Below are 19,665 nucleotides of genomic sequence, written 5' to 3'. Positions count from 1 at the left end.
GTACAGTGGCTAGTCTATGGGTTGTGCAAGCTGCTTTGGGCTAAATAATATGGTCAACAATCTTTTTAATCTGTCCACTTAGCCACACTAAATCATCATTCACTTTGTTTGGCTGATTTTTTTGCACTAAGAAAATGGTTGGCGCTTCGGCGTGAGCATATAAACGTTCGGCTTCGAGTTGCGACAGCTGGCATGTGTGCAGCTCAGCCACATCACTCACCATCTCGTAAACCACGCGATAGGGCAATAACGACAGTGCCTGACTCTCTCCTAGGTATTCAAACAAACTTGAAATACTAGTAATGGTAATTTCAGTATTGAGTTTAATGTTGCTCTTCAGACAAAACTCTTGGTAAGGACTGAGCTTAGAACTGGGATTACCGAGGTCGGTATTCACATAGGGATATTCTGCAATCGTCTCTAAAGTGATTTCCCGTTTGAAAATAGGATGATTACGGCTCGCAAGAAGGTAAACCTTATCCATGCTTTGCAGAGTGGTTGTCAGTAGTTTATCGCCAAAGGCGGCCACATCAGCCGTGCTTTTATTGCAGCAAATGCCCAGCGTAGTATCACCGTTAATAATGTCTTGGGTCGTATGCATAGACCAAGGGGTGATATTAATGTGCATCAGCTTCTGTTCATCTTTAATGGCCTGCATTAACGCTTTCGGAAAAGCGTAAGCAATCAAGCCGGGAGCAGCAATCTCGATATGCGTTTTCACTAAGTTAGCATTTGCGGCTCTGGCCTTATGAAACTTATCAGTACATTCAATGGCTTCTTTCGCGATTGGATATAAATGGGTCGCAAACTCATTGGGGAATAGTCCGTATTTACGACGAATGAAAAGTTCATCACCAAAAATTTCCCGTAGATTTTTAAGGCTACGACTAATTTTAGGAGCCGGAATATCAAGAGCCTTAGAGACATAAGTTGCAGACTTGTTCTCATATAATGAAACGAGTATTTTCAAACTCAGAATATCTAGGCCATCCATGTTACTAATGTGCATTTTTTATATCCCTTTTATTGAGCAAATACTTTAAAGAACGATTAATTATGGCGTCATTAAATAAATTTAATGTGAAACATATCTCAACTTCAAAACTATAATATCGCAGTCTGCTAGTGTCGTTTTTAGATTTAATATTTTTTATATTTCAAAATGTGATAAAGATAAATTTGGAATTTTAAAAGGTGAAATTCATTTAATTGAATTTCACATTGGCGATTATCAATTATCTATTTTTACATTCAAGATTTGCGCTAAATGGTAATGAGATCGAATTCTTAACTTATTGTTTATTATTAAATTGCCATTGTTAAATGTGATCGTGTTCAAAAAAAATAAAACGCTTCACGTTAATACTAAAGTTGCGTTAAAAGAGATAACAAAAAATAAATAGGTTATTGGAGGCGTTATGAATACTTCAGTCATTCTCAGCTATGCGTTTATGTATTTCGTGCTGTTTGTAGCAGTGCCATTTGTTTTTGTCATGTTCGTCATGACCTGCATTAAGTTTTTTAAAGCAGGCCCCGATGAGGCAGAACATCATGAAATGAAACTTAAACCAGTACTGTTCGATAAACAAAGTTTTAACTTTTTTAAATCGCTAAAAACCGTAGTGGAAGGCAAATACGATGTTTGCTGTAATGTCCCGCTAGACACCGTATTTGAAATGGACCAGCATGACGCTGATTTAAATCACGAGTGCCGACTAGACTATGTGTTAATAGATCATGACTCATCTGAAGTGAAAATGGTGATCAGTGATTTTGGCAAAGAACACAACTCGCCAATGAAAAAGCTGTTTAGTAAGTTCAATATCAACTTTATTGAAATGAACCAACATAAACAGTGGGATACACAGAGCCTAAAGCAAGCGTTAGCCGTCTGATCCGACCGTCGGGTTCGGAGTTATCCGAACCCTGACACTCCTCTTCTCCCTTCCCAAAATAAATGTGAGGACTCCCTATGTCCAAAAGACAATGGCTGTGGTCGATTCGCTTGGGTGCAATTGCATTGCTTTTAAGCTTTGGTGCGACAAGTGCCGAGTCGGCCCTTCAAATTAACAGTGACACGACTTGTATGAAGTGCCACAAACGTAATGGTCAAATGTTAGGGCATCACGGCCAAGATGCGATGAAAATGACCTGTTCAACCTGTCATGGCGAAAAAGGCGACCACCCTAAAAAGCCGAATGATATCGTGGTGTTTGGTATGAAAGATGGCTCGGAGCTTGATACTCAGCTCGCCGTTTGTCACAAGTGCCATACACAGCGAAAACTGGGTGAAACCGAATGGACGCATAATGTGCACGCACAAAAAGTGCCCTGTGCCGCCTGTCATAAATTACATAGCCCAGCCGAACCTATGGCAGACATGACGCCAAAAGTTCGCAGTGAGCTGTGCCGCAATTGCCATAGTGGCCAGTAGGGGTAGGTTATGGAAAATTCAAAAAGAAGATTTCTAAAAGGCACATGTGCCTTATTTGCTGGCGCTACGGGCGCATCACTGCTCGCCACAGTGAATGCCACTGAAGGTGCTAAAGCAGAGTCAGATATTAAATATGCGATGATTCATGATGAAACTAAGTGTATTGGTTGCCGCGCATGTGAAGTGGCATGTCGTGAAACCAATCAAGTGCCAGAAGGCGTTTCTCGGGTCAGGATTGAACAAACTGGACCGTTCGGTGAGTATCCGAATGAGTATTATCACTTCAGCCGTATCTCTTGCCAGCATTGTGAAGATGCACCTTGTGTCAACGTCTGCCCAACGGGCGCAGCCTTTATTGATAAAGAAACCGGCATAGTGTCAGTCAATGCGTGGAAATGTGTCGGCTGCCAATATTGTATTGCGGCTTGCCCTTACAAAATTCGCTTTATTAACCCAGTCACCCACGCGGCGGATAAGTGTGATTTCTGCCGTGAGACGAATCTCGCTCAAGGAAAACAGCCTGCCTGCGTTGAGGCGTGTCCAACTAAGGCGTTAGTGTTTGGCAATTTAAAAGATCCGACGTCTGAGTTAGTACAAGTGCTGCGCGCTAATCCAACTCAACGCGCGAAAGTCGCCCTCGGAACGCGACCTAAGTTGTTCCGTATTCTGGCGAAATCCGGGGAGGTGATACTATGAGTGCCCTACATTTTGATACCTTAGTCTGGCATTGGCCGATTGCGATCTACCTGTTTTTGGCGGGTGTATCAGCAGGGGCTATGTTCTTCGCCGTACTGTTGAAACATTTTGTTTTGAAGCAAAACGCCTATCAGTCTGGCTTTGTGCGAGCCGCCTGTATTGTCGCCCCTGTCGCCGTGATGGCGGGCTTAGGCATATTGGTCGCAGACTTAACTAAACCCCTCGATTTCTGGAAGATTTTGGTGTTTTACAATCCTAAATCTGTGATGTCGATGGGTGTACTGATTCTGCTGATTTACCAAGTGTTTATGTTTATGTGGATAGGGTTAACCTTCCGCAAACCTGTCGATGCTTGGTGTGAATCGCGTTTCCCTATCGTCCTTAAGCTGACGGCTTTGCTAGCTCGGTTTGAGGCGACGATCACGGGATTACTGGTGATTCTATCCTTAGCATTGGGCGCGTATACCGGCTTCTTGTTATCGGCGTTACCTGGTTATCCCATGCTGAAAAATCCTGTGCTGCCTTTACTGTTCTTGGCATCAGGGCTGTCTTCCGGTGCGGCATCTTCTTTACTCGGTGGCGTGTTGATGAATGGCAAACCGAATGACAAAGAGGTGCACTTTATCCACAAAGTGGAAATCCCGCTGATCTTAGTTGAGATTGTGCTGCTGTTTACCTTCTTCGTTGGCTTATTGCTCACCGGAGGACAGAGTAAAATTGCCGCCTTTAATGCCTTAGGTTATGGCTTCTGGGGCTGGATTTTCTGGGTAGGGATTATCGGACTCGGTTTATCAGGCCCGTTAGCGATGAACCTGTTTATGACCACGACGTCGAAACGCAAATGGGCTTATGTGGCAGGGACGGCTTGCTTGAGCTTAATCGGGGTTTTATTGCTACGTAACTTCATACTGTACACAGGACAAATGACGATCGCTTAAGGTGCGAACGCTTCATTCAAGACGAACAAGATGATAATAATCAAGGAAATCGACGGATCGCGGAAACAATGTCAAAGGAAAACATTGTAGATGAGGCTCTTGCGGCGCTGGCTGAGCTCTCAAGGGGTAAGTCTAGTCGCGGTTGGTTGTGTAACAGGGAGGTCGCTGGGCAAGGATGCCATATTTTACACTTCAATATTTTGCCCTGCCTCCAAATGGGCCTCGCCACCTCTATTCCTTAGGGTGGCGTTTCTTGCTTTAGGGCCACTCGATTTAAGTTACTCGCCTAAATTATTAATCCACTCACTCATCACCACATGGGTTTTGATCTTGATGATATCTGTGTGAGTGTCGATATATTCACGGATCTCATGCAGGCGGCGCATTGAGGGTGCATGCACGTACACGAGTAAATCCATATCACCGGAAATACCACGGCAAGTGATCACTTCGGGGATCGCTTGGAAAACGTGTACCACGTCGGCGCAACGTGGACATTGATGCTGGATTTCGAAATAAGCCGACACCCCTTCTTTTTGCGACTCACTCAAGAGCACTTGATAGCCACGGATCACCCCAGTCTGTTCGAGTTTTTTAATCCGCTCGGCTACCGCGCTGCGGGAAAGGTTCACTTGCTCGGCAATATTCGACACGCTCTGGCGTGCATCCTGACGCAAACTATGAATGATGGCGGTATCGAATTTATCCAAGGGTGACTCCAGTGAAAATGGCTATATTGGATCTGTGTGCAATTTTGCCATTGGTTTGAATGGCAACAGAATTTACTGAGTATTTGAGCTTACAATTTCACCACATCTTAAGCTGGCCGTCATTTTGATGGAAATAACGCTATTTGCCGTGATTTTGCCGGTATTGGACGTGGAGAACACTGAAATTAACGGCAGATTGTGGGGCAAAATCTCACTATACTGACAGCTCAAATACCACAGAATATTAACAGATGAATTCAAATAGCGGAACTATAGGTCGTTGGCAAGGTGCGGGTCTGATGGCGACCACTTTGCTTGGTACTGGGGTGTTTATTTTGCCTCAGATGACAATTGAAAAAGCGCAATCTGGCGCGCTAGTCGCATGGATATTGCTCACCTTAGCCATTATTCCTGTGGCGCTGGTCTTTGGTCGTTTAGCGAGTGTATTTCCCCATGCCGCTGGCCCCGCTTACTTTGTCGAAAAAGCCTTTGGTCGCACCGCTGGTCGAACAATTGGACTGATCTTTTTACTGGTTGTGCCCATGGGCGCCCCCGCCGCGATTTTGATGACCTTTCAGTTTGTGAATGCCTTAATGCCGATATCGGGTTGGTCCAAGGTCGGTGTTGAAGTATTAGTGATTTTTGGCCTGTTCCTGATTAATTTAAGGGGCATTCAAGTGTCGGCCAAGCTGCAATTTGGCTTAACGCTGTGCATAGTGGCCGTCGTTGTCCTCTTATTTGGCGCAAGCAGTTTTCAGCCCGGGCACCTGACAACACTCGCCAGCCATGGTATGCCTGAAATGCCAACCGTGATGATTGCCGCTGGCATCGCTTTTTGGAGTTTCTTGGGTATAGAAGCGATGACCCATCTGGCCGATGATTTTCGTCGTCCGCAGCAGGATATGATCCCCGCTATGATGATGGGTACTGTGCTGGTGGGCGTCATTTATGTGGCTTGTACACTATTACTACTGTTAGTACCGACGGATAAAAGCGTCGCTATGATCGGCGTGTTTGATCAGTTGCTCGGTGGTTACGGCGCGCAAGTGATTGGCGTTTTGGGGATCGCAAGTGGATTAGCTACCGTGAACGTGTATTCGGCCAGTGCGGCACGTTTAGTGTGGAGCTTTAGTTGTGAAGGGATTTTGCCGCGTTTCTTCGCGGTGAAGAATGCCCACGGCGTACCTATTCGCGCACTGGCTGCACTGTTATCTGTGATGGCGAGCGTGATAGTGCTGACTTATCTTACTGGACAAGAGTTAGAACACCTTATTGCATGGAGCAACGGTGTATTTGTGGTGATCTATTTGATGGCCATGTTAGCGGCCGCTAAGTTATTACCGCGCCATAATTGGCCACTAGTAGCGCTGGGTTGTGCGTTTTGCTTGGCATTAGGTTTTGCCCTAGGTGCGAGCATGTCCTATGTATTGGTGTTGATATTAGTGGTGGCGCCATTTCTCTGGTGGCAAAAGACCCATATCAGCCGCAAACAAGGTTTAGCGATTCCTGAGTAATATTCGGCTCCTCTGGGGCTAAATCAAAATGATGGGTTAATTAAGAAGGCCCCGAACTCTTTATGGTTATTAGAGTTCGGGGCTTTTTTTGTGTGGCTGAGTGGATTTCGTAACTGGATATGATTGAGTGTGATTAAATTGAATGAAATAAAGAGGTAAACCTTAAGTTTGATGGCCGGTAATAGGTGTCGTAGAAGGATTGCACATTACTGATATTTAATTATATCTCGCGAGCGAGGCGCTAGTTTGTGTTCTATATTTTGATCATTCATACAGAAGGAGCATAAAAATGGATTCAGCTGCGTTACTCAATCGAGTGGATGAATTACCCAGGTTACCCAAGGCGATCAGTGAACTATTAGACGCAGTCAATGATGATAATGCGACAGTAAAAAGTATTGCGACTAAGGTTGCGCACGATCCCTTAATCAGCGCGAGGGTATTACGCCTTGCCAACTGTGCCCACTATGGACGGAGTCGAGAGGTGGGTACGATCGACGAAGCCGTGGTGCGTCTTGGGATGCAAACCCTGCGTACTTTAGTGCTTGCATCGGCCGTAATTGGTGCGGTTCCTAAGTGTGAAGGAATCGACTTAGCCCAGTTTTGGGGGCAAACCTTTGAGATTGCTCTATACAGCCAAGAAATGGCGAAACGTTGTGGTGCTATACCTGAAGAAGCATTCACCTGCGGTATCTTGCACCGTATTGGCGACTTACTGATTGCGGCTGTGTCACCTGAAGATGCGGCGAAAATTGCTGAAGCCGTGGCGCAGGGCAAAGATAAGCATGAGTTTGAACGTGAGTTGCTTGGATATGATTCACCCGATATCGGCGCATTGCTGGCCAAAAATTGGAAATTCACCACAGCGTTGGTGGAAGGTATTTTATATCAAGATCATCCTAAGGATTCGGACCCATTTTCAAAACTTGCCGCATTACTATGCCTATCTTACAAAGTGCTGGATGAGTGGGACACTATTGAGGATGATGAGAAAACCAGTTGGTTATCCCAGTTAGCCACCAAGAAAGGATTAAGAATGGAGATGGGTGGATTGCGGACTAAGTTGACTGAGTTACGCGGTTCAGGGTTCGAAATCGGTAAAGCCTTAGCTTAGGATTTCACTGAGCTTAGTGCTTTATTGATAGGTTTTTACTGGTTCGGTTTAGCTGATGAGTGGCGTTCAACTGGCTAGTGTTTAACGAACTAAGGCTTAACTGACTAGGATTTAAGTGAGTTGGGTTTAGGTAAATCGCGCGGCAGGACAAATCATTTTTAGTCAAAGACGAAATCAATAAGGTCTTAAGACTATAGCGTGAATGTGAAACGAGATAGCGTTTTGCATTCACGCTTTTTTATGCGACGGATTAATCGATTGTTGCCTTGATTTAACCGTGGAATTACTGAGGCGCTTGATCAGTATGTCGATTGGCGGCGATGGCAAGATTGCGCATTTGAATTAACTCGCTGTGTTTGAGGTACAGCAAATCAGCGGTACGGCGAATGATTTGGTCTTCATATTGGGATAACTGCCCATCGGCATAGGCCAGTTGCCACATGGCGAGCAATAATTGCTGCTTTTGCGCTAGGCTAAATTCGGCGTTAATGGCTGAGGTAAATTCAAACAGTGAGGTCGCGCTACCTTGCACACTTTTAGCTTCAGTAATCAGTGTTTTAGCGTCAGCTTCTGGCATTGATAGCGTTTCTGTCAGTAGCTTAGGCAATAAGGCTTCCTCCTCAGCCGTTAAGGTATCATCGGCAAACACCACTTCAAGTAACATGCTCGCTGCGGCGAGTTTAAGTTGATGCGCCTTGTCTTCAGGTGAGACTGCTTGCGTATGTGCTTCAAAGAATCGTCTTAACTTCGCAATCATATTTGGCGGTTCTCATGTTGGGGGGAATATAAGGTAGAGTCGATTGAGGGGCGAAAGTTCACCCTAAGCACTGAGTTGCTTAGGGTGAGATAAAACGGGATTACAGTAGCGAGTTCAGACCTTTCATCAGTAAGTCAGAGGTGCCTTCAGTGCCATTGGTTTCTAAGTAAGACTTAGCAATGTTGATCATTGGCATCGCCAGATCTTTAGAAATACCCAATTTTTCAAAGGCGTCTAACACCATAGCACTGCCTTGCAGTGATGAGCCTAAATTACCCGCCTTGGATAACAAGCCAGAAACGCCTGATGTTGAGTCCAATTTAGGTGCTGCCGCTAACAAGCTATCGGCATTAGGAATGCTGGCAGCCAGCTTTGAATAGTCGGTTGTCCCTAGGCTTGATTGTGCTAAGCCTAATAAACTGCCTAAGCCACCTTCGGCTTGAGTTTGGTTTAAACCCAATTGTGACATGACGTTGCCAACCAAATCATTTGACTGAGTCGCTGTCGCCGTCGTGGCCGCTTTTTCCGTTTTGGCTTGAGTTCCGGCCAAGTTATCTAACCATCCTGCACTGGCTGGCGCCGCTAAAATACAAGTGCCGAGGAAGATCGAGAGGGTAAGAGTGTGTTTCATATGGAAGCGTCCTTTGATGGTTTGCGCACGTGTTCGCAGGACAGTTTAGCGGGTTTGCAACTTTTGTTGCAGTAGTTTTCTGTGATTTACGATTCACACTGGTGATTTCTGCTGTGCATTGCAACGGGATTTTCGGTATCCTTAGCGGCAATTCTAAGTGTTAATTCATTTCAATTATTTGGAAAGTCGCATGTCACTGTCCGCAATTTTGTCAGAAGCCTATAACTTCTTCCGTAATCATCTGGCGCAACTCGCTATGCTGACGATTCCATTACTTTTGATCCAAGTGGGGATCCAGTTGTGGCTTGGCGTAGAGATGAGTAAAGTCGATCTTGAAAATCCACAGTTTGGCGCACCACACATGGTCGCCATGATGCTGTTACTGCTCACCTTTTCGGTATTAATCGCCGCCCTGACACTGTTTTTAGAACTGCGTTCTCAAGGGCATAGTCCTTCTGCCGGCATGGTGCTGAAGGCCAGTTTACCTTTCGTTCCACCACTATTATTAGCTGGGGTGTTTTCTGGTTTAGCGATTTTAGCGCCAGTGATGCTGTTTGCTGCCTTTGGTCCTGTGTGGCTGGTGGGGTTGGTTATTAGCTTTTATCTCTTCGCCCGTTTGGCCTATGTGAACTTTATGGTCGTGGTTGAGCGTTTAACACCGCTGGAAGCCATCAAGGGCAGTTTTAGCTTTAGTGGCCCTATCGTGTTGAAAACTATTGCACTATTAATGCTCTATCTGCCGCTTTCAGTGGTGGGTAATCTGCTGTCAGGTGCTGCCTCTATGGGCGGATTACCGCTGCAAATGCTATCGGATACCTTTATGTCTTTCATTGGCTTATTCGTTAACGTGGCTTTGTTCCGCTTATATATGGTGTCGAAAAAACCAAGCGTCGAGTAATTCAAACTCAATTCAGCCTGCAGGGAATCACTCATGGGGACGAAAACGGTCATTAAGGATAGTGAGTTTATCCAAGATTTTTCGGCCTCCTTGAGTGATGACTACCTCAAGGCAAAAAGCTATGTGCAGGATGTGCCGACTCAGTCGCTACTGCACATTCGCAGTTTTACCCATAAGCTCACCGAGTTACTGGGGCAAGATAAGCAAATCGCGTTTTCGAGTCCGAATCTGTACGATAGGATCGAGCAACTAAATCAGCAGCGCGTTATCGATGTTAAGACGACTCGCGCGCTGCATCGATTGCGGGCCGACGGTAACCGCGGCGCCCATCCAGAAAAATATCACCTGACCCAAGCGCAATTGCTCGCGCTGGCGCAAAAATCTATTAAAGATGTTTTGGCTCTAGTCGAACACTTGTATCCCAAGGTTAAAGGCCAAGCCGCACCTGATTATCGTTATGAAGCGTCTGATGCCATGACCGCGAAGGATTTATGCTACCGCGCTGTGATGGAAGATGACGCCGAAGCTCAGTATCTAGTAGGAATATCCTTTAAGACCAAGGCCCTGATACTGAAAGAGCAAGAGCAGCAACAAGATCAAGAGTTTGCCACTTCAGCTGAAGCCACATCTAATCCAGAATCTTCTGGCGTTTCACCTCTTACTTCCCATATCAGCGCCGCTGACAGTTTTGCTCGTGCCGCCTATTGGTTTGCCCTTGCGGCGCCTCGGCATATGGAAGCGTTACATGAGCACGGCGTGGCCTTGATCCACGGTTATCAAGGTGTGCCTGAGGTGGCGAAAGGTGAGCAGCTGATTGCGACGGCGGCCGAGGCGGGTGTCGTTAATGCGATGGCGTTATTGGGATATTTTTATCTTGTCGGCAGTGAGTCGTTTCAACCCGATAGCAAGTTAGCGCAGCAATACTTACAGCGCGCAGCGGAGGGTGAGCAAACCGAAGCGATGGCGAACTTGGGTGTGCTGCATTATCAGCAAAAAAATCTCGCCCAAGCCTATCATTTTATTAGCAAAGCCGCACAAGCGGGTTATCCCCACGCCCAGTATCATTTGGCATTAATGCTCGCCAATGGTGATGGTTGTACTCGAGATATGATTGCCAGCGAGTATTGGATGGCTGAAGCTGCCGAGCAAGGGCAACTCGATGCCATGCTGACGCGGGCACAGCATATGCTCAATGACGATAATGCCTTTGGTAGTGATTTGACTCAGGCTGAGGATTATCTGCGCCAAGCGATCAAATATGGTCACAGTGTGCCTGCGATGATCGAGCTGAGTATGGCATTGGCCGACGGTATGTTAGGGCGAATTGATGTTGTGGGAGCCGCTGCTTTGCTGAAGTTGGCGCGACAACATGCCAATAAAAAAGAGGCCGATATTATCGAGCCTCTTTGGCGTTCTCTTGCATTACAAATTAAAAATGTACTTAAGGTAACTCAAGATCCCGCAGAAATTCATAGTCTTAAACGCGCACAGACATTACTCGTCATTTAAGTAGAATAACGACACTTCACGCCTCGTTTCGCGATCACTAGCTTGCCAGAGCGAACAAAATTTAATCTCGAAACGTCAACACGCCCTAGTGTTCATCCTCTTTATGCTCAAAAGTCCGCCCTTGATGGCGCGTCGCATTGGATTCCCTAACAATCGTTTCTGAACCATAAACCTGGCTCTGTGGCTCATCTGCAGCATGGGCGTGTTGCTTGGCGTTTGCCTGTGCCTGATTAAATTTAGCCAACTGACGTGCCATGTAAAAACGGCTAAACAGGACTAAACAACCGAGCGCAATGGCGCCAAATAAAAGCACGAAGGGCAATAAAAATAGCGATAAACAGATAAGGCTAACGCTAATTGCCATGGCTAACCAAGCCCGTGGGCCAGAAATTCGGGTCTGCAACGGGCTCTGTTGGAACTGTTGATAAATCATAAGAACTCCTCGATAGGCAGTGGACATTTAGTGTGCAATAGCGAGTGCGTCTAGGTCACGTTAATCTTGATTAATTTACTTTATTTTACCTCTGAGGCCATTGGGCTGTTACGTATCATCCCGATATGTGATCTCGTGGTCACCTATGTTGCACATCGAATAGCGGTTAGTTAATCATATGTTTTTGCTCGAATCTTTTTGATGTAAATCTGAGCAATTTCTTTGCGAACTGTACAGAATATGAGAAAATTAAGTTCAGATTAAGCTGCAGTTTTAACTCAGTTTGCCGCTTTATTAAATTAGTTTTAAATGTTCGTTCAACTCGCTCAGACACCCTCTTGTTTCACTGCTTTGTTAATAAATTAGACGCCAACATGAACTCATATTCGCTCAAGCAAAAAATTCTGTTCTCCGTCGTGGTAGCCCTTTCACTCGTGATTGGTTTGTTGTCATGGCAAAGTTATTCCAGCCAAAAGTCTCAGCTGTTAAAAAACAGCCTAGAACAAGTGCAGCGCTTAGGTGAGCAGCAGGCTGAGCGCATTCAAGAATGGTTGGCCGGCCGCCAAGATATTATGGGGGCACTGGCGAGCAAAGTTGAGGGTGATAGCCTAAATACGTTGCAACAAGCACAAGCGTCTGGCCGTTTCCAGTTGACCTATTTTGGGAGTCAAGCGGGGCAAATGCTGGATTCTGATCCGAGTGTAGACCGTACTGGTTATGATCCTCGTAGCCGTCCTTGGTATCAACAAGCCATCAGTGCACGCGGTCCTATCTTGACTAAGCCTTACGTGGATGTGGCTTATAACATTCTGGTTGTGACTATGGCGCAGCCTACGGCACAAGGTGTTGTGGGTGGTGACTTATCTATCGCGAGCCTAGTTGACGGTGTTAATCGGATGAAGTTACCGGCCAACGGTTATGCCATCATGATGCACAAAGACGGCACAGTTATCGCTTATAAAGATCAAGCGAAGACGATGAAACCTATAGGTGAAATCGACAACGATCTTAATCGCAACTTGCCAGAACAGAGCCGTGCAGCGGGTACTCTGTTGCCTATGTATTTTGAAAATGAAGGACGCGACAAGTTAGTTTGGAGCGTTGATATCCCCAATACAGATTGGGAATTAGTGTTAGTGCTTGATAAGGAAACGCTAGAAGCGCCACTGTCGAGCCTGTTACTCACCCAACTGGGTTTATCGGCACTCGTACTGCTGTTGAGTGTGTTAGCGATTTCTTGGTTAGTTGGCATGTTACTGGGTCCATTGAGCCGAGTATCGCAGGCGCTGGCGCGTATCGCCGATGGTAACGGTGATTTAACTCAGCGTATTTCTGTCGACACTCAAGATGAAGTGGGCGTACTTGCCGATAGCTTTAACCGTTTTGTTGGTAGTCAACATCAGTTGATCAGCCATATTCGCCAGTTAGCGAATGAGTTAGATGCCGATGCTGAACGTAGTCTGGCCACCACGCAAACCTCAGTCACTGAACTTCAACGTCAACAACAAGAAGTGGCTATGGTCGCGACCGCAGTCACAGAAATGGCGAGTGCGACCAATGAGATTGCGGCCAATGCTGAAAACACGGCAACGGCGGCTCAACAATCTGCAGCGAGCAGTTTACAGGGTAAAGAGTTAGTCAATAAAACCCGTAACTCGATCAACTCCTTAGCTGATGAAGTCGCTCAAGCAACGGATGTCATTGAAGACTTGAGCCGTCACGCTAAATCCATTTCGAGCATCCTGGCGACGATTCAAGGGATTGCTGAACAAACCAACTTGTTGGCGCTTAACGCTGCCATTGAAGCGGCGCGTGCTGGTGAGCAGGGCCGTGGTTTTGCCGTGGTCGCGGATGAAGTGCGCGTGTTATCGCGCCGTACTCAAGATTCGACTCAAGAAGTGCATACCACGATTGAAACACTGCAACGCACAACCGCCAGAGCCGTCAGCTTGATGGAAAGCAGCCAAGCATTAGCGGGTCACAGTGTTGAAGATGCGAATGCGGCGGCGAAAGCCCTTGAAGAAATTACTCAAGCGGTCAACGTGATTTCAGATATGGCAGGCCAAATTGCTACCGCAGCGGAAGAGCAGACTCAAGTGACGGGTGAAATCACCCAAAATACTGTTGCGATTAAAGATGTGACCGATGAGATCACCGCATCGGCCATGGCTGATTTGGCACAGGCGCGTGGGTTGAAAGCCCGTGCTAATGATCTTAATGCACAAGTCGCGACCTTTATTCTGTAGCCACTATTTGTAGCGCTTCACTTTGATAAGAGCCCTATAACGCCTTTGCTTTATCGGGCTTTTTTATTGATAGTGATTTGGTATTAAAGCATTTCTGCGGGAGTAAATAACTTAGCGACACTCTGACAAATCGTTTCTCTAATCCATTTATGCCCTTGATCTTCATCATTTCTTTGATGCCATAACAATACATAGGCCATGGGCATAAATTCGAAGGGTAAGGGCAGTAGCTTAAGCGGATAGAGCTGGCAGGCGTGCCGTGCAAAGCTCGAGGGCAGAGTGAAGATTAAATCGCTGTGGGCGCATACACTGGCGGCACCATAAAAATCGGGTACTGTCGTACTGATCCGGCGTCGATGGCCGAGATCGGCAAGAAAGTAATCCAGCGCCCACCAATCGCTGCCTTCACAGCGAACCTGCACATGGGCCATGTCGAGGTAGAGTGGGAGATTCCATTGGTCTGAAGTGAGCGCCGTCATCAGTGGGTGGTCTTCACGCACTAAACACACTTGTTGATCGGTAAACAGTGTTTGATAGGCAATACCTTCGGGCAGGCGATCCACCTGAAAATCGGACAATGGATGCAAGTCCCGCCCTGAAATACCAAAGTCAATTTGCCCTTGTTGTAAATCCTGCATCGATTTTTCGGTCCAGACATAGGAGTCAAGTTTGACGTTGGGCGCCGTGGTTAGCATAGGGCCAATAAAATACGGGATTAAGGTTTCATAAGCGCTTTCCACCATGGCAAAGGAGAATTGTCGATTGCTACTGGCGGGATTGAAGGTCGGAGGCTGGGTGAGTTGATATAAGTCTTGCAAAATATTCGGCAGTTTTTGCCCAAGAATTAGGGCGTGCGCCGTCGGTTTTAAGCCGTGGGCCGTGCGCTGAAATAGGGGATCATCTAAGGTTTCTCTGAGCCGATTTAAGCTCTTACTGAGAGCTGACTGGCTTATATGTAATCGGCTGGCGGCGCGAGTCACGCTTTGCTCTTCTAGCAGAACTTTGAGTATGACCAGCAAGTTAAGATCGATTCTGGCTAAGTTGTCGATATTCACAGATATTCCTCAGAGGAAATTTACTTTGGAAATTATACCATTTCTGTTCATACCTTGAGTTAATTAAAATAGCGCCCACTGAAATACCTTTTCCTGATCAACTGAGATTATTTATGCGGCGCAATCTATTACCTATCCTGATGTCTATGGTGCTTCTCAGCCCATTGGCAATCGATATTTACTTACCTTCAATGCCAACTATGGCGGCAGAATTCGCCGTATCTGCCAGTGATGTGCAATCTACGATCGTATTATTTTTATTCGCCATGGGCTTAGGCCAAGTGTTGATCGGGCCATTAGCCGACCGTTATGGCCGCCGTCCTGTGGCAATCTTTGGGGTCTTACTCTACGGTGCGAGCAGCCTATTAGCCGCTGCGGCTATCGAGTTCCATTGGTTACAGATTGCCCGTTTGCTGCAAGGTTTAGCCGCCTGTTCGACTTCTATCGTGGTGTTTAGCGCGGTGCGTGACTGCTACGATCAAAAAGAAGGCGCTAAGATTTACAGTTACTTAAATGGTGCCATTTGCGTTATTCCTGCATTAGCGCCGACATTAGGTGGTTTATTGGCAATGCAATTTGGTTGGCGTTCAACCTTCGTTTTCATGACGTTATATGCCATGTTGATGTTGCTCGTTGTCGGTTATCGCTTACCTGAGACTCGACCTGCCAATACGGTTACCACAGGGCCGCTTTACCGTTGGGGTAGATACAAGCCTGTACTGGGTAACACTCACTTTTTGTTTTATGCCTTTGCTTGTATGTCGGCGATGGCGGCGATTTTGTGTTACGTGTCGTATGCGCCTGTGTGGCTGATTGGGCATTTAGGGCTTTCTGAGCTCATGTTTAGTGGTCTATTCGGTTTCAATGCCGTGTTTAATATCGTGGCCTGTTTTACGGCGCCGCTGGTCATTCGCAAACTCGGCAATCGTCCGACAACGATTTTGGCGCTGTCCATACTCGTTCTGTCTGCCGCTATCACTGTGGCGGGTCAGCAATTCGGTCCGAGCACTGGAATGATGGCAGCGTTTGCCTTTATGTTGCCCATGTTGATGTTAGGCGTGGGATTTTCCTTCTTACTCGGCCCAGCGACCAGTATGGCACTGTCGGCCTTCGGTGAACGAGCTGGAACGGCGGCGGCTATGTTAGGTTTTATTCAGATGAGCGGTGCATCCGTGCTCGCTGGACTCGTACAGCAAACGAATTTAACCGCACCTTATGCAGTGGCCTTAGTGATGGGCGTATTTCCTATCGGTTTATTGTTGATGATGGCACTGAGTCGATTCGACCACTGGCATCAAGAGCAGTTAGCTGGCGAGCATTAGTTCGCGGCACAGGTTAATTACAAAGTCGTTAATTACAGAGCACACCCTTTACCCACAGTTTGTTTGACCGCGAACTGTGGGTATTTTTTATTGTGCCTAATACCTCTTTATCCTTTGGTATACTCGTAAAATAACTTACTCAAACCGAGGGTAAAGCTTGTCCCGTCACTATTGTGCTATTTGTCGTTATCCCCAGAATGCTTGTCTGTGTGCGAGTGTTCAGCCTATCTCTCCAATGACTCAGTTGGTGGTTTTACAGCACCCGAGTGAAGTCGAACATAAAAAAAATAGTGTGCGGGTATTGAGTCTTGTTGTTGCTGAAACGCAAGTTTATGTGGGCGAAAGCGAGGCCGACTTCAATGGTTTACGGGAACATTTAGCGGCGTGTAATAAGCCGATTTATCTCGTCTATCCCTCTGAGCAAAGTGTGAGTGTTGAACAGCAGCCTATCAATCCAGATTGTGTATTGCTCTTACTCGATGGTACTTGGCGCAAGGCGTTTAAGATGTTGCAGCTGAATCCTTGGTTAACCCAGTATCCTGCGGTGCATTTGGCTGAAGGTTATGAGTCGCGCTACCGGATCCGTAAGTCGAGTCGTAGCGACAGTTTATCGACCTTAGAAGCTTGTGCTTATATGCTAAGCGCCCTTAATCCTGCGCTGGATGTTCAGCCCTTAATGACGGCATTTGATGCTATGGTTGAACTGCGGATTAAGGCGATGCCGAGCACTGTGCAGGCTCGTTATCAGAACTCAAACAAACCTAACGGCGAGACTAAGTGAATGTTTTGACATTATTTAGCCTTAGAGGTTTTAGGTCTGAATTAATGCCTTTAAGTTATTGAGTTTTGATACTGCGTACGAATTAAATTAGTCAAAATCTTATTCAGATCACGCTAACTTAGTGTGAAATACGGTTTAATAATAAGGATTCATTTGCGCAGCAAATGATGAGATAGCTTTGCCAGCCAATTGCTTTGCAGGGGAGTGATTCCATTGTTAATCACAATTAGTTGATGGCGTGCTGGCAGGGCTATCGAGCTTTAAGCTATATGTTTTTCCACAAGAAAGGTTTGGGTGAAGTTATCGACTGAACTCGGATAACCAAAAAGAAATCCTTGGGCAAAACCTTGGCCCATGTCTGTCATTATGTCCCTTTGTTGTTGAGTCTCTATGCCTTCGGCGACGAAGTGAATATCGAGTGCCTGTGCGAGTTGCACTATGGCATTGCAGAGCTTTTGTCCTGAAACTTCGTTTAAGCGCAAGGCAAACTCGGCATCAATTTTTACACTGTCTATGGGCAAAGTGCCTAAACGACTGAGTGAGGATAATCCAGTACCAAAATCATCGATAGCAATGCTGACACCTAGGGCTTTTATGCGGTTGAGAGTGAGTCGTGCTTGCTCAGGTTGGCGTAACAGTGCCGATTCGGTGATTTCTAAAATCAGTGCTTCAGCAGGTAAATTAGCCATGTCCAAGGCGTTAATTACTTGGTCGATAAAGTCTAAGTGTTCCAATTGCAGTGGTGACACATTGACTGAAATTCTAAAGTCTGCCTGATTATGTGCCCGCCATAGTGCCGCTTGCACACAAGCTTGTTCTAATACCCATTGACCAATACTGACAATTAACCCTGTTTCTTCCAGCAATGGTACAAAGTCGGCAGCGTCATAATACTCGGTAGGTGATTTTTGCCAGCGCAGTAATGCTTCGGCTGCAATCGTTTGATTTGTGTGTAAATCCACTATGGCCTGATAGGCGAGAGTGAACTGTTTTAAGCTGTGAGCATGTCTTAGACTATTGATTAACTGCAGCTTTAACTCTGCGGCCTGGCTCATAGCCTTATCGTAAAATACGAGGTGCGGTAAGCTCTTCTTAGCACAGTACATAGCCGTATCTGCAAGACTTATCAGTTGTCCCGCCTTATCACTGTGGGTCGGAAATAGTGCAATGCCGATACTTGTGCCTAAGAAAAACTTTTGTCCTTCAATTTCAAAGGGGCTCTCAAATAAGCTGAGTATCTGTTCGGCAAACAGTTGGATTTCATCTTTGCAGCTGCAGTCTTGCAGTACTAAGGTAAACTCATCTCCACCCATGCGGGCTATGTCGGCTTTTTCGATACAACCGGCTTCGAGTCTGGCGGCGACGAGTTGTAACACCCGATCGCCCATGGAGTGGCCGAAGCTGTCATTGATATTTTTAAACCCATTGAGATCTAAAAACATCAGCGCACCTAATGTGAGAGGATCCGTTTTGAGCTTCTCTAGTGCTTTGTTGAGGATCTGCTTGAGGTGGAACCGGTTAGGCAGTCCAGTCAAGGTGTCGTACATAGCACGGGTTGTCAGCTGAGTTTCTAACAACTTTTTCGTACTAATGTCACTGAAAATATTCACATTATAGTGATCGCCATCTTCGGTAATGATTTTTCGACTACTTTGCCAAGCAGGGAAATTACTACCATCTGAACGTTTTTTCCAGGTCTCACCCTGCCAAAAGCCCCTTTGTTTTAGTGCAATTTGGCATTCGGTTTCTTCTCCTAAATGATGGCTTCTTAGCTCTAAAAATTCAGGGGTTTTACTAATAAGCTGCTCGGCGCTATAACCGCAAATACGGCACATGGCTTTATTAACAGCCAAAATCTGATCTTCCGTGTCTGTGATATACACAGCTTCGGCACTTTCTTCGAGTGTCGTCGACAAAATCTCTTTGGGAATATGGGCAAAACCATCGGAAATAATTTCGCGCATTTGATTACGGCGATTGAGCGCTTGAAATTCCACGAGCACAACGGGCTGTTGCTGCAGATAGCTGCGATAGAGGTTCACTCGAGTTGGCAGTTCATTGCCGAGTTGACTCAAGTGTAGCCAGTTGAATTCAACATTCTTACCCGCAATGGCTTCGAGGATCATTTCCCTCGCATATTCAACACTATTGCGGCCGGAAGATTGAATTCTTGGCGAAAAATCATAGGGAGTCGCATTCACAAAGGCGTCGTACTCAGTCTCAAAATAACCGAGGGTCGCTTGGTTGGCGCTAATAAAGCTAAAGCCTTGAATTAAGGCCAAGGGAGTTTTGTGGGGATGTGCTTGCCAGAGCGACAGCTTTTCTTGCAGTACTGGATCATCTGTACTGAGTTTTTTAAGTAAGTGTTGCCATCTGATCATTTAGGATACTCCCTTGTGACGCATATAAGGTCACATCCTATTTTTTAGGTCTTCGTTGATACGAAGTTGCCCAATAGTACATCATTCCAATGGGGTTAAAAATAAACCTAATTGTTGTTTCACTCAAATAGAAACTTAAAAAGTGTAGTTTAAGACTTGTATTTAAGCATATTTTTTAAGAACACCTGCTGCATATTTCAAACTTTGACAGATTTTATGCTATGTTTTTCGCATCGTGTTTGAGTT

General features: G+C 46.0%; 18 protein-coding genes. 11 read left to right on the top strand and 7 right to left on the bottom strand.

Annotation, left to right across the window (positions count from 1 at the left end; translation table 11 throughout):
* Positions 1-40: 40 nt before the first annotated feature.
* Positions 41-1,009, bottom strand: coding sequence for a LysR family transcriptional regulator (locus OX890_RS00965; protein WP_006079640.1), 969 nt, complete (start codon positions 1,007-1,009; stop codon positions 41-43).
* Positions 1,010-1,418: 409 nt separating this feature from the next.
* On the opposite strand from OX890_RS00965, the gene OX890_RS00960 reads away from it, so the two are divergent.
* The 4 genes from OX890_RS00960 (at position 1,419) to nrfD (ending at position 4,068) form a co-directional block, all read left to right on the top strand.
* Complete coding sequence (locus OX890_RS00960; RefSeq protein WP_006079641.1) at positions 1,419-1,895, top strand: DUF2726 domain-containing protein; 477 nt, start codon at positions 1,419-1,421, stop codon at positions 1,893-1,895.
* A 77-nt stretch (positions 1,896-1,972) separates the two neighbouring features.
* Positions 1,973-2,434, top strand: coding sequence for a nitrite reductase (locus OX890_RS00955; RefSeq protein ID WP_268649943.1), 462 nt, complete (start codon positions 1,973-1,975; stop codon positions 2,432-2,434).
* Between the two features lie 9 nt (positions 2,435-2,443).
* A complete protein-coding gene (locus OX890_RS00950) occupies positions 2,444-3,130 on the top strand; it encodes a 4Fe-4S dicluster domain-containing protein (protein ID WP_268649941.1) in 687 nt (228 codons plus the stop codon).
* Positions 3,127-4,068: a cytochrome c nitrite reductase subunit NrfD gene (gene nrfD / locus OX890_RS00945; protein WP_006079644.1), complete on the top strand. Its 942-nt coding sequence runs from the start codon at positions 3,127-3,129 to the stop codon at positions 4,066-4,068. Before OX890_RS00950 ends, nrfD begins: the two co-directional genes overlap by 4 nt.
* Before the next feature lie 278 nt (positions 4,069-4,346).
* Here nrfD and OX890_RS00940 read toward each other — a convergent pair whose 3' ends face one another.
* Entirely contained in the window at positions 4,347-4,778 is a 432-nt protein-coding gene (locus tag OX890_RS00940; RefSeq protein WP_006079646.1) for an Lrp/AsnC family transcriptional regulator, read from the bottom strand.
* 251 nt (positions 4,779-5,029) lie between these two features.
* Here OX890_RS00940 and yjeH point away from each other — a divergent pair, with 251 nt between their 5' ends.
* Together yjeH and OX890_RS00930 are read left to right on the top strand one after the other, a co-directional pair.
* Complete coding sequence (gene yjeH / locus OX890_RS00935) at positions 5,030-6,292, top strand: L-methionine/branched-chain amino acid transporter (protein ID WP_006079647.1); 1,263 nt, start codon at positions 5,030-5,032, stop codon at positions 6,290-6,292.
* A gap of 289 nt (positions 6,293-6,581) precedes the next feature.
* Positions 6,582-7,406 (top strand): HDOD domain-containing protein, encoded by an 825-nt coding sequence (locus OX890_RS00930; RefSeq protein WP_006084589.1) that lies wholly within the window; start codon positions 6,582-6,584, stop codon positions 7,404-7,406.
* 283 nt (positions 7,407-7,689) lie between these two features.
* On the opposite strand, the gene OX890_RS00925 is transcribed toward OX890_RS00930, so the two are convergent.
* Both OX890_RS00925 and OX890_RS00920 read right to left on the bottom strand, forming a co-directional pair.
* Positions 7,690-8,163 (bottom strand): tellurite resistance TerB family protein, encoded by a 474-nt coding sequence (locus OX890_RS00925; RefSeq protein ID WP_106649056.1) that lies wholly within the window; start codon positions 8,161-8,163, stop codon positions 7,690-7,692.
* Positions 8,164-8,263: 100 nt separating this feature from the next.
* A complete protein-coding gene (locus OX890_RS00920) occupies positions 8,264-8,794 on the bottom strand; it encodes a DUF2780 domain-containing protein (protein ID WP_106649057.1) in 531 nt (176 codons plus the stop codon).
* 190 nt (positions 8,795-8,984) lie between these two features.
* On the opposite strand from OX890_RS00920, the gene OX890_RS00915 reads away from it, so the two are divergent.
* Together OX890_RS00915 and OX890_RS00910 are read left to right on the top strand one after the other, a co-directional pair.
* Positions 8,985-9,692 (top strand): hypothetical protein, encoded by a 708-nt coding sequence (locus tag OX890_RS00915; RefSeq protein ID WP_126493141.1) that lies wholly within the window; start codon positions 8,985-8,987, stop codon positions 9,690-9,692.
* Positions 9,693-9,725: 33 nt separating this feature from the next.
* Positions 9,726-11,201 (top strand): DUF4145 domain-containing protein, encoded by a 1,476-nt coding sequence (locus OX890_RS00910; protein ID WP_126493139.1) that lies wholly within the window; start codon positions 9,726-9,728, stop codon positions 11,199-11,201.
* An 85-nt stretch (positions 11,202-11,286) separates the two neighbouring features.
* On the opposite strand, the gene OX890_RS00905 is transcribed toward OX890_RS00910, so the two are convergent.
* The gene (locus OX890_RS00905; protein WP_006079655.1) at positions 11,287-11,634 is read right to left on the bottom strand and encodes a hypothetical protein; all 348 of its coding nucleotides are present in this window, start codon (positions 11,632-11,634) and stop codon (positions 11,287-11,289) included.
* 374 nt (positions 11,635-12,008) lie between these two features.
* Between OX890_RS00905 and OX890_RS00900 the strand changes: the two genes are divergently transcribed.
* A complete protein-coding gene (locus tag OX890_RS00900) occupies positions 12,009-13,880 on the top strand; it encodes a methyl-accepting chemotaxis protein (protein ID WP_126493137.1) in 1,872 nt (623 codons plus the stop codon).
* Between the two features lie 83 nt (positions 13,881-13,963).
* On the opposite strand, the gene OX890_RS00895 is transcribed toward OX890_RS00900, so the two are convergent.
* A complete protein-coding gene (locus tag OX890_RS00895) occupies positions 13,964-14,935 on the bottom strand; it encodes a LysR substrate-binding domain-containing protein (protein WP_126493135.1) in 972 nt (323 codons plus the stop codon).
* Positions 14,936-15,048: 113 nt separating this feature from the next.
* On the opposite strand from OX890_RS00895, the gene OX890_RS00890 reads away from it, so the two are divergent.
* Positions 15,049-16,257, top strand: coding sequence for a multidrug effflux MFS transporter (locus OX890_RS00890; RefSeq protein WP_006079661.1), 1,209 nt, complete (start codon positions 15,049-15,051; stop codon positions 16,255-16,257).
* Between the two features lie 157 nt (positions 16,258-16,414).
* Positions 16,415-17,038, top strand: a complete 624-nt coding sequence (locus OX890_RS00885) for a tRNA-uridine aminocarboxypropyltransferase (RefSeq protein ID WP_126493133.1) — start codon at positions 16,415-16,417, stop codon at positions 17,036-17,038.
* Between the two features lie 260 nt (positions 17,039-17,298).
* On the opposite strand, the gene OX890_RS00880 is transcribed toward OX890_RS00885, so the two are convergent.
* Entirely contained in the window at positions 17,299-19,419 is a 2,121-nt protein-coding gene (locus OX890_RS00880; RefSeq protein ID WP_268649939.1) for a putative bifunctional diguanylate cyclase/phosphodiesterase, read from the bottom strand.
* Positions 19,420-19,665 lie beyond the last annotated feature (246 nt).

Source organism: Shewanella sp. DAU305, assembly GCF_026802235.1.
GTDB classification, from domain to species: domain Bacteria; phylum Pseudomonadota; class Gammaproteobacteria; order Enterobacterales; family Shewanellaceae; genus Shewanella; species Shewanella baltica.
This window is presented reverse-complemented; position numbering and strand designations above follow the sequence as displayed.